The organism is Microcystis wesenbergii FACHB-1317 (genome assembly GCF_014696875.1).
Lineage (GTDB): Bacteria > Cyanobacteriota > Cyanobacteriia > Cyanobacteriales > Microcystaceae > Microcystis > Microcystis wesenbergii_A.
The window spans coordinates 1-9,760 of record NZ_JACJQV010000146.1 but is presented as its reverse complement, the minus strand read 5'-3'; the positions used below and the strand labels follow the sequence as shown (position 1 = coordinate 9,760).

11 protein-coding genes and 1 pseudogene are annotated in these 9,760 nt (G+C 43.8%); 7 read left to right on the top strand and 5 right to left on the bottom strand.

Features of this window, described 5'->3' with window-relative positions:
- Window positions 1–399, top strand: a pseudogene (locus H6F92_RS12640) (IS4 family transposase); the annotation flags it as partial.
- 361 nt (window positions 400–760) lie between these two features.
- Here the strand turns inward: H6F92_RS12640 and H6F92_RS12635 are convergent.
- A complete protein-coding gene (locus H6F92_RS12635) occupies window positions 761–1,498 on the bottom strand; it encodes a phycocyanobilin:ferredoxin oxidoreductase (RefSeq protein WP_190358092.1) in 738 nt (245 codons plus the stop codon).
- A 267-nt stretch (window positions 1,499–1,765) separates the two neighbouring features.
- On the opposite strand from H6F92_RS12635, the gene H6F92_RS12630 reads away from it, so the two are divergent.
- Window positions 1,766–4,078, top strand: a complete 2,313-nt coding sequence (locus tag H6F92_RS12630) for a transglutaminase TgpA family protein (RefSeq protein ID WP_190358091.1) — start codon at window positions 1,766–1,768, stop codon at window positions 4,076–4,078.
- A 70-nt stretch (window positions 4,079–4,148) separates the two neighbouring features.
- Here H6F92_RS12630 and H6F92_RS12625 read toward each other — a convergent pair whose 3' ends face one another.
- Together H6F92_RS12625 and H6F92_RS12620 are read right to left on the bottom strand one after the other, a co-directional pair.
- Window positions 4,149–4,415 carry a Txe/YoeB family addiction module toxin gene (locus H6F92_RS12625; RefSeq protein WP_190358090.1) on the bottom strand — a complete coding sequence of 89 codons (267 nt, stop codon included), beginning with the start codon at window positions 4,413–4,415 and terminating at the stop codon, window positions 4,149–4,151.
- Complete coding sequence (locus H6F92_RS12620) at window positions 4,409–4,726, bottom strand: type II toxin-antitoxin system Phd/YefM family antitoxin (RefSeq protein ID WP_242030120.1); 318 nt, start codon at window positions 4,724–4,726, stop codon at window positions 4,409–4,411. Before H6F92_RS12620 ends, H6F92_RS12625 begins: the two co-directional genes overlap by 7 nt.
- Window positions 4,727–5,082: 356 nt before the next feature.
- Here H6F92_RS12620 and H6F92_RS12615 point away from each other — a divergent pair, with 356 nt between their 5' ends.
- Together H6F92_RS12615 and H6F92_RS12610 are read left to right on the top strand one after the other, a co-directional pair.
- Window positions 5,083–5,331 (top strand): hypothetical protein, encoded by a 249-nt coding sequence (locus tag H6F92_RS12615; protein ID WP_190358089.1) that lies wholly within the window; start codon window positions 5,083–5,085, stop codon window positions 5,329–5,331.
- Window positions 5,332–5,777: 446 nt separating this feature from the next.
- Entirely contained in the window at window positions 5,778–6,242 is a 465-nt protein-coding gene (locus H6F92_RS12610) for an SRPBCC family protein (protein WP_002768535.1), read from the top strand.
- A 73-nt stretch (window positions 6,243–6,315) separates the two neighbouring features.
- Here H6F92_RS12610 and H6F92_RS12605 read toward each other — a convergent pair whose 3' ends face one another.
- On the bottom strand, window positions 6,316–6,519 hold the full coding sequence (locus tag H6F92_RS12605; protein ID WP_002762986.1) for a ssl0294 family protein: 204 nt from the start codon (window positions 6,517–6,519) through the stop codon (window positions 6,316–6,318).
- Between the two features lie 70 nt (window positions 6,520–6,589).
- Between H6F92_RS12605 and H6F92_RS12600 the strand changes: the two genes are divergently transcribed.
- The 3 genes from H6F92_RS12600 (at window position 6,590) to H6F92_RS12590 (ending at window position 8,853) form a co-directional block, all read left to right on the top strand.
- Window positions 6,590–7,105 carry a DUF1499 domain-containing protein gene (locus H6F92_RS12600; protein WP_190358088.1) on the top strand — a complete coding sequence of 172 codons (516 nt, stop codon included), beginning with the start codon at window positions 6,590–6,592 and terminating at the stop codon, window positions 7,103–7,105.
- 79 nt (window positions 7,106–7,184) lie between these two features.
- Window positions 7,185–7,682 carry a DUF427 domain-containing protein gene (locus H6F92_RS12595; protein WP_190358087.1) on the top strand — a complete coding sequence of 166 codons (498 nt, stop codon included), beginning with the start codon at window positions 7,185–7,187 and terminating at the stop codon, window positions 7,680–7,682.
- A 289-nt stretch (window positions 7,683–7,971) separates the two neighbouring features.
- Window positions 7,972–8,853 carry a 4-hydroxybenzoate solanesyltransferase gene (locus H6F92_RS12590; RefSeq protein ID WP_190358086.1) on the top strand — a complete coding sequence of 294 codons (882 nt, stop codon included), beginning with the start codon at window positions 7,972–7,974 and terminating at the stop codon, window positions 8,851–8,853.
- Window positions 8,854–8,949: 96 nt separating this feature from the next.
- On the opposite strand, the gene H6F92_RS26020 is transcribed toward H6F92_RS12590, so the two are convergent.
- Complete coding sequence (locus tag H6F92_RS26020; RefSeq protein WP_242030119.1) at window positions 8,950–9,600, bottom strand: hypothetical protein; 651 nt, start codon at window positions 9,598–9,600, stop codon at window positions 8,950–8,952.
- Window positions 9,601–9,760: the final 160 nt, after the last annotated feature.

Below are 9,760 nucleotides of genomic sequence, written 5' to 3'. Positions count from 1 at the left end.
TTTGGTCTCAAAGTTCATACCACCTTAGGAGTGTCAGCGGAAGGAATACCTTTAGGACTAATTAATCAATATGTCTGGGCAAGAGAAGAAAAGAATTTAGGGATTGCCAAGCAGCGAAAAAAAAGAGAAACTCAAGAAAAAGAAAGTCAAAGATGGTTAGATTCTTGGTCAGAAACACAACAACAAATACCCGAAGAAATTCAAGTCGTAACAATCGGAGATTGTGAGGCCGACATATTTGATTTATTTGCCCAATCAAGAAGTCCTAACTCTCATTTATTAATTCGAGGAACTCATAACCGAAAAGTTAACTATCTCGAAGATAAGCAAAGGTCAGGGCATCCAGAGACTAAATATTTACATCAATCCATCAGAGAAATAAAAGCCTGTGGTCTCTTATACTAAATCTGGTTATTAAAAACTGATTATTTATTCACCCTTTTGCCTCTTGCCTCTTGCATGAGTGCCTGTCCTGATATGTAGGGTTTGCTGAAAAAGTTTGTTGGTGGGGTTAGGAGTCAGTCCCGATGCACCCCACACCCTAAACCCTCTTTCAAGTCAGAAGGGGAAGTCAGAATAACAGAATGACCTTGCGTGCCTAGAAGCGGAACCCTTTGTAATCGCCTCCGGAAAGTGCCAGGGTTTTGAGTCCCTCGGATCGATTTCTCAACGTTTGTTTCTGGCACTTTTCTTGAAAAAAAAGTCCCAAAATCGTTTTCTAGTAAGGCTTCCAGTAATATTCAGCCTACCCTAGTTCAGTTTAATCGGGCAAATCAAAGAGAACACCCGTCATATAACGCTCTGCCCATTCCCAACCGAAGGCTTTTTCTAGTACACGCCGAGTTTTATCGTTTTTCTGCTGTTGACTACAATAATCCCGTTGTCCCTGTAAATAAATGCGCGCTTCTTCCCCAGAAAGAGGCTGACTTTCCCTAGCACATTTGCAGTTAATTGTCAAGAAATCTGTTACTCTTTGTAAAAATTGTCGTTCCTCGGCGGCGGTTTCGGGACGAATAAACAGACAATATTGGGAGAAAATATGACCCCAAGAGGGCAAATCACGAGCTTGAGCGAAATCAGCCGCAGGTAAAGCCGCTAAAGCTTGATTATAGGCACTAGAGAGGGTTTTATCGCCACTGGTGGGAGAAAGATCCACAATAGCGGCACTGATTCCCGCTTTGCCGGAGACTATATCACATCCAAACATCGGCAGCGGATATTCTGGACGGGGGAACATGACACAGTGGAGAATATCCAAACCATTGCCCAGTTTAGCCAGTTCTAGGTGCATTTTGCGGAACTGGGGGGTTTGATAGCAGCGATTCTCGATAATTAATTTTTCCCCTTCTAAACGTCCCTCCACATAGCCTAAACCTTCCGGCAACTCAAAGGGCGACAAATCAAGATAATTTTCCCAGTGGGACAGAATTGCCGTGGCTAATTGTCCAATCAGGGGATGAAGTAACGGTAAAATTTCAGGCTTGGCAACGGCTATCATGGGTCAGTAATCAGTAATCAGTTATCAGTTATCAGTTATCAGTTATCAGTTATCAGTCATCAGTTATCAGTTATCAGTAATCAGTTATCAGTAATCAGTAATCGGCTTTTTTCTCCTTATCTCCCCTGCTCACCTCTCCCTGCTCCCTTCTCCCGTCTCCTGTATCCTGACTCCTGACATCTAAAATCCACTTTACCCCATGGAGCGATCGAGATTAGAACTGGGAAATATAAAATTAACTTCTTTGTCCTTCTCCCAATTTAGCCTATGGTTAGCAGTGCCGCTCGTCCAAGACCTTCCTTAAAAACCCTCTGGCAAAAGATAGAATCTTCTCCGTTGCCAGAAACCGAGGAATCGATTATTTTAAGAATTCTGGTGCAAGCTTTAGTAATCGTCGGTATTATCGCCACCGATGTGGCTACCGATAGTTATACCAGTATTTGGGCCGTTCCTCTCAGTATTATCGGCGGAATCTGGAGTTGGCGACGCAGGAAAAAGCGCAATATTGGGGCAAAATTTTGTATAGCGATCGGAATGTTGGTAGTGTTGGCGCTATTCTTGGGTGATATCGTTGCGATGCAGGATAGTCGCATTGCTCTAACACAATTATTAATTCAATTGCAAATTCTCCATAGTTTTGACCTGCCCCGACGCAAAGATTTAGGTTATTCTATGGTAATCGGTTTAATTCTCTTGGGAGTCGCCGGGACAATCTCCCAAACCCTCGCTTTTGCGCCTTGGTTAATCATCTTTCTGCTTTTAGCCCTACCTACCCTAGTTTTAGACTATCGTTCTCGTTTAGGTTTAGATAATCTCAATCAGAGTCTCCCTTTCTTGGCAAAGAAACCCCCGCGTCTAGCTACAAAAAAATTAGTTTCCCTGCAAAATTCTCCCCTTTCTCCCAAACGTTTCGGGATTTTCTTTCTGACAATTCTCCTCTTGGGATTGACAATTTTTGCTTTGATGCCGCGTTTTCCGGGTTATCAAATTCAATCTTTTCCCGTCAATAGTCCAGCAGGTATGGAAAATCAGGATTTTGAACAGGGAGACCGACAAATCGTTAACCCCGGCTATGTGCGCGAGGGTGAAACGGGGAATGGTGGCGTAAATGGCGGTAATAGTCCCACTACAGGGTCAGGACAGCTAGATCCTACCTTTTATTACGGTTTTAACAGCCAAATGAACCAAAATTTGCGGGGAATTATGACTCCCCAGACAGTCATGCGGGTACGTTCTCAAGCCCCCGGATTCTGGCGCGCCATGGCCTTTGATCGCTATACTGGTCAAGGGTGGCAAATCTCCCGAGATCAAGAAGTAGAGGATTTAAATCGCAATCGTTGGTCCTATCGCTTTTTTGTGCCGCTGCCCGCAACCCAGGCCAAAACCCATCAGGTAGTCCAAAGTTACAGCATTGTCTCCAGTTTACCGAATATTATCCCTGCTCTTACTTCGCCCCAGTTTCTCTTTTTTCCCACTCGACAGGTATCTTTAGACCGAGAAAATAGCTTAAGGTCGCCGGGGGGATTAGCGGAAGGGCTAACTTATACTGTAATCTCACAAGTGCCGGAACGCAATCGCAGCCAACTGCGATCGGCCCCAGAAACTTACCCTAAGGCTATTATCAAGTATTATTTACAAATTCCTGCCGAAATTGCCCCGAAAGTCCGCCGAAAAACCGAGGAATTGCTGGCCAAATCTCCCACACCTTTAACCTCTCCCTACGAGAAGGCCCTATATTTAGCCCAAGCATTGAAGCAAAACTACGAATTAAAGGCTGATTTGCCCTTTTTAGCCGAAAATGAGGATTTAGTCTCGGCCTTTTTGTTTCGTTTTCAGGGGGGTTACGCCGATCATTTTTCCACCGTGTTAACGATTATGATACGCTCGATCGGTATTCCTGCCCGATTAGCCACCGGTTTTGCCCCTGGCCAGTTTAATCCTTTCACTGGCTTTTATGTTGTCCAAAATACGGACGCTTACGCCATCACAGAGGTGTTTTTCCCTGGTTACGGTTGGTACACTTTCGATCCTATCCCGGGCCACGAATTAATTCCCCCATCCTTTGAGGAAGCGGAACCTTTTAGCGTCCTCAAGCAATTTTGGCAATGGGTAGCCGGATGGTTGCCCTCCCCAGTAACGGGTTTTCTCGGTCTGATTTGGGAAAATGTTATCGTTACTATCGGTCAGTTATTGGGATGGTTATGGCGCTTTATTTCCGGCAGTCTTTTCGGGGGAATTCTCGGCGGTTTAGTCGGGGTCGTCTTCGCTTACGCTGGTTGGTTAGGATGGGGACAGTTCCATCGTTGGCGTCGGGGTCGCAAGTTGGCAAAACTACCACCAATCGAGCGTTTATACCAGCAAATGTTAGGAATCTTAACAGAAGCCGGTTATGGCAAACATCCCGCTCAAACCCCTTTAGAATACGCCACCGCCGCCCGCAGCGTCCAACCGCAGCCAGTGGCGAATATTATCGAGGAGATTGCTCGCGCCTACGTTGATTGGCGTTATGGCGGGAAATCGGCTAATATTGAGAGTTTACGCCAACGTTTTCGAGAATTTGTCAAGTTGATGAAAAAGTGAGCTTGAGCCTATAGTTAGGGTTTGCCGAAAAAGTTTTTCAGCAAATCCTAGATTTAACGATGTCTTAACGCTATTCATAATGTGTCCACATCCGCAGGATTTTAACTATACCCTCAGATTGAATAACTTCGTACACAAGACGATGCTGAATGCTTATTCGCCGAGAGTACGCACCATTCAAATCTCCCACTAACTTTTCGTAAGGCGGGGGATTTTGGAATGGATTGACCTGAAGAATATCAAGTAACATCTGTGCTTTATTTTTTAAATGACTAGAATTAAGCTTCTTAGCGTCTTTCTGCGCCTGTTTGGTGTAAACCAATTTCCACCTTACCATTCTAGCTCCTCAGCACATTCTTCAACCGGCGTTGCCAGTCCCTCCCGAATGGATTCTCGCATCCCTGGAATTGAGAGGAGATATAACGTTTCTTGTACCGATTTCCAATCCCCTTCAGATAGCAAAACTGCATTACCATCGCATCCCTCAATAATAATGGGTTCGTGGGAAACAGTCACTGAATCAATCAAATCCTGCAACTTTTGTTGAGCCTCATTAACCGGGATCATAAATCCTCCTAATTGTTTTCTACCAGTGCCGAAAGAAAATCTTCTGATAATCTTAGCGCCAATTACCCAAACCTGACTCAAGCTATAACCAATCTTTACAAAAAAATCTTTTCCCGTCGCTTATACCATTTTTCTTTATTCTTGGCAGGTATCTTACCCCCCCTTGCCCCCCCGACGTCGGGGGGGTTGGGGGGGTGGGGGGTTAGGGCGATTAACCATCTCTGCCATTACTTATGAAAAATGGTATTATACTGTCGGTGCTGGTTTTTCGCAACCAAAGTAAATTACATATCTTAAATTGAGAGTAACTAAACTTGACAATCAGTTTAACAATGTGCTAGAGTAACTGAAACTTCTAAACTGTAACGCTGGCTAAAGGGAGGCTATTAATTTCGACTGAATTTCTTGGCTACTAACTAAACTAAGAAAATATAATTATGACAAACTATCAAACAGAAATTAAAATCAAAGTTCCTTTAGATGTTGGTCAAACTTATTGGAATGCAACGGAAGAAGAGCGTCAAAAAATAGAGAAAAAAATCGCTTTTTATGTTCAATCTTCAAATTTATCTAGAAAAGAATCTCTGGACAAATTATATAAAACGATGGATACTATTGGACAAAAAGCACAAGAGAGAGGATTAACCCCTGAAATTTTAGAATCTCTCTTAAATGAAGATGACTAGACGCTTTGTTCTCGATACCAATGTTATTATCAGTTAATATCGAGAGTTTACGCCAACGTTTTCGAGAGTTGCTCAAGCTAGTTAAAAAGTGAGCTTGAGAGCAGTTATCTTAATGGTGAGGTAGGAAGTTTTCGTTTTGGGGGGTCGATCGCCGGTCGTCCATAGCAAATTAGGTTACACTTCATCTTGATGAGAAAGGCTATAAACAAGACTATGTTAAGAAATGTAACGAAGTACAAAACCCTTACTGTTCCCTTGTCTAAACAGTTAACTTTATTTTTGTCCGACTACCGATAATTCTCAGCCGGCAATTTAAGTAGGGAGGCACAATTATTTGTAGGATGGGTTAGCGGTAGCGTAACATGAGCAGGCGTTGGGTTTCATGCTTCAACCCAACCTACGTTCATCTTATATTTAATTCCAGCCAGCAATTTATAAGCAGATCAATGTCATCTTGTCAAGTATTTGAACAATCAATTCAGATTAAAGCTAGTGCCACGACGGTGGAGCGTTGTATCACGGATTTAGAGTTAATGCGTCGTTGGTTGAATCCGGTGTTAGTTTGTGAACCTATCGGCGATTGGAAGACCGATATCGGTGGGAGAAGTCGTTTTTTGATTCAAATTCCCCTAATTCAGCCGACGCTAAAAAGTACGGTGATTGAGAGAGAACCGGGATTAATTGTCTGGCAATTTGAAGGCTTTTTTCGCGGATGCGATCGCTGGGAATGTCAACCCAATGATGGCGGCACTTGTTTAATCAATCGTTTTGAGTTTGCGATTCCTAATCCAGTTGTGGGGTGGGGATTCCAGCAATTCGCCGCCAAATGGACTAAAAAGGATATGGAAGCGCAATTAAGACGCTTAAAACGAGTAGCCGAGGAAATTTATCTACTTTCAGCCGAAAGTTAAGCTGATGCAGTGGTAAGCGGGGGGTTTTGGGGATGGGAGAATACCCTCACCCCCAACAGCTAACCCCTGATCCCTAATCGATCGAGATCGACTGGGGACCGTTGCCGTTATCCTGATTATTATCGTTAAAACTGACTAATCCCTGCTGTTCTAGCCATTTTTTGAGGGGATCGTCCGAAAGTTTCAAGCGCAGTAATCCAGAGGCAAAACCACCGAAAAAAGCGATCGGTTGTTGAATCAGTTCTTTAACAACGGGTTGTAATTCATCGAGAAACATCTTATTCTATCTCCTGATATTGTCACACCTATCAATGTTAAGTTAATTGAAGTGATTCTGTGAGACTAGCATGACTGAAACTTCCGACACGGTGAAAAAATCCTTCCGGCTAACCCCGTTTATTTTCCTGGGAATACTGCTCATCTGGCTAGGAATTAGGTTAATTGCTCCCGATAGCGTCAGTTTATTCGCCGGTACTCGTCCCGATTATTTGGGAGTCAGGGAAGGTAAACTGGCCCCTTGTCCGGTCACTCCTAATTGTGTTAGTAGTCAGAGTCAGGATCAGGCTCATTCGATCGAACCCCTTAGTTATCAGGGTAGCGGGGAAAAAGCGATCGAGCAATTAGCTAAAATTATCGCTTCCCAACCGAGAACTAAAATTATTAACCAAGATAGTAACTATCTCTACGCCGAATTTAGCAGTCAATGGATGGGATTTGTCGATGATCTGGAATTTTCTCTTAATCCTAACAAAAATGCGATCGATGTTCGCTCGGCCTCCCGGTTAGGAGAATCGGATTTAAATGTCAATCGAGAACGAGTGGAAACCCTGAGAAAACTCTTTTCAGTGATCAGTAAACAGTAAACAGTGAACAGTGAGCAGTAAACTGAATACTGAATACTGAATACTGTTTACTGACTCGGAGAATAATATAAGAAAAATTATGTTTCGTCCCCAACCGATACCAGCAAAAGCAGGACAGGAATCCGTCTGGGATTATCCTCGTCCCCCGCACCTAGAATTATCGCCTAAACACCTACAAATTATCTTTAATGGTGTGATAATTGCCGATACTAAAAGCAGTTATCGAGTTCTAGAAACCAGTCATCCCCCAGTTTATTATCTACCGCCCCAAGATATTAAAATGGAATACCTGCAAGCCACAGCAGAAAAGTCTTTTTGTGAGTGGAAAGGTCTAGCGGGATATTACAATATCACCGTTGGAGATCAACAGGCAATTAACGTCGCTTGGTATTATCCGGATCCGACACCAGAGTTTCAAGCAATTAAGAATTATCTGGCTTTTTATCCCGCCAAAATGACCGCTTGTTATGCCGACGGGGAATTAGTACAACCGCAACCGGGCAACTTTTACGGGGGATGGATAACCTCCGATGTAGTTGGTCCGTTTAAAGGCGTTCCCAATAGTTGGGGCTGGTAATCACGTTAAGTAAGTAGTCGTGCAAAATTAACTTCTTGGTTAGGAAAGTCAAAAGGCAAAAGTCAAAAGGCAAAAGGCAGCTACTGGCAAAAATTCATTAATTTTCTCCCCACACCCCACACCCCACACCCCACACCCCACCCTGCCCCCCCGATGTCGGGGGGGTTGGGGGGGTCACACCCCACACCCCACACCCCACACCCCACCCTGCCCCCCCGATGTCGGGGGGGTTGGGGGGGTCACACCCCACACCCCGTTAACTCCTAGTTTCTACTTTTTACGAGAAATTATGACTATATCCCAACCCGATCTAGAACCCACTTGGATGACGATTATTCGCCTCTTGCGCTGGGATAAACCCGCCGGTAGGTTAATTTTGATGGTTCCCGCTTTATGGGCGGTATTTTTGGCGGCAGACGGGGTGCCACCGTTACCCTTGATCGGGGTGATCATTTTGGGAACTTTGGCCACTAGCGCCGCCGGCTGTGTGGTTAACGATCTTTGGGATCGGGATATCGATCCACAAGTCGATCGCACTCGTAACCGTCCTTTAGCGGCCAGAGCTTTATCGCTAAAGGTTGGTTTGATTATCGCTCTGATTGCTTTCTTTTGCGCCGCAATTTTAGCTTTATATCTGAATTTACTGAGTTTTTGCCTATGTTTAGCCGCCGTTCCCTTGATTATCTGCTATCCTCTCGCCAAGCGTTTTTTTCCTGTACCCCAATTGGTTCTTTCTCTCGCTTGGGGTTTTGCGGTTTTAATCTGTTGGAGTGCCGTCACTGGGTCGTTAAATAGTAATACATTTATATTATGGGGAGCGGTGATTTTTTGGACATTGGCATTTGATACAATTTATGCTCTGTCCGATCGAGAGGATGATCTCAAGGTTGGTATTAACTCTAGTGCCATATTTTTCGGCAAATACGCTCCGGAAGCCGTGGGGGTCTTTTTTGCCCTAACAGTGGGTTTATTGGCTTGGGAGGGGCAAAAAATGCAGTTATCAGCCTCTTTTTGGCTAGGGTTGGTTCTAGCGGCGATCGCTTGGTTGCGTCAATACCGGCTGTTACGTCAATCGGATTTACCTAAACCAGTTTATGGTCAAATGTTCGCTCAAAATGTTTGGGTCGGTTTTATTTTATTAGCGGCTATGATTGGGGGAAGTTTGTATTAAAACTCCCCCAAAAATGTCCCTAGAGTCAGTTTGTCTATTCTGACTCTAATAATCCCATTACCGTAGCTGATGCGGGTTCACCAGTCATCAAAGCTATCACTTTACTAAATTAGCCGTTAAAAGTTGATAGAGGAGACGAGTCTCGTAAAACAGCAAGCGACACAGTCCATCTTTACCCAGTGCCTTAAAACTGGGTAATTCTTTCTTTTTCTCGATTCTTTGACCATTTTCGTAGTCGTAATAGCTATGAATGCGGGGATTGAGCCAAGAATGCTTAAGTTTAGCCATAATCTCAGTTTTAGCCGGTTTATTTGGGCAAATAGTCACCAGTGCATGAGCGTACAAGTGAGAGCGCATTAAGTCGGAACCCTTCCAAGACTTCTTAATCTTGTCCTGTTTAGCTGAGGTATCCCCGGAAATCTGATAAGAATATCCTAACCCTAGATAAGCCTGAAACTTTCTCAGACTAATATCATGATCACCCCGAAAATAAGGTTTCCCGTTGACTAGAAATCTTTCGATAGGATAGCAATGTAAAAGCAGTAAACTTTGAGTAACAGTACCAAAAAGAAATTGATTAAATACTTGGCAATAATCCTTAAACTGCTCTAATTCTAGAATTTGGCTTAGTTCCGCTTCTTTAATTGAGATTCTAGTTGCATACATAACAATATCCTTAGCCAGTAATTGACTATATTCACTGATTTCAGTGCCAGAAGTGGCTTTAATGCGCGGGTTATTTCTCAATCCCGCGATATGTCCTAATGGGACTTAAACAAATTTCAAGCCCAAATAAAGCCTAAACTGGCTTTGTAAGCGGCAAACACATCCCGATTCTCGGTCAGCCACTCAAAGAAACGGAAAGACATCGCTGTCCGAAAAGCTTCTAAAGCTTCCACAAAAGTGT

Excerpts from the sequence above, each read along its gene's own strand:
- H6F92_RS12635 (WP_190358092.1), bottom strand. The coding sequence starts at position 1,498 with ATGATAGCCGTTGCCAAGCCTGAAATTTTACCGTTACTTCATCCCCTG.
- H6F92_RS12630 (WP_190358091.1), top strand. The coding sequence starts at position 1,766 with ATGGTTAGCAGTGCCGCTCGTCCAAGACCTTCCTTAAAAACCCTCTGG.
- H6F92_RS12625 (WP_190358090.1), bottom strand. The coding sequence starts at position 4,415 with ATGGTAAGGTGGAAATTGGTTTACACCAAACAGGCGCAGAAAGACGCT.
- H6F92_RS12615 (WP_190358089.1), top strand. The coding sequence starts at position 5,083 with ATGACAAACTATCAAACAGAAATTAAAATCAAAGTTCCTTTAGATGTT.
- H6F92_RS12610 (WP_002768535.1), top strand. The coding sequence starts at position 5,778 with ATGTCATCTTGTCAAGTATTTGAACAATCAATTCAGATTAAAGCTAGT.
- H6F92_RS12605 (WP_002762986.1), bottom strand. The coding sequence starts at position 6,519 with ATGTTTCTCGATGAATTACAACCCGTTGTTAAAGAACTGATTCAACAA.
- H6F92_RS12600 (WP_190358088.1), top strand. The coding sequence starts at position 6,590 with ATGACTGAAACTTCCGACACGGTGAAAAAATCCTTCCGGCTAACCCCG.
- H6F92_RS12595 (WP_190358087.1), top strand. The coding sequence starts at position 7,185 with ATGTTTCGTCCCCAACCGATACCAGCAAAAGCAGGACAGGAATCCGTC.
- H6F92_RS12590 (WP_190358086.1), top strand. The coding sequence starts at position 7,972 with ATGACTATATCCCAACCCGATCTAGAACCCACTTGGATGACGATTATT.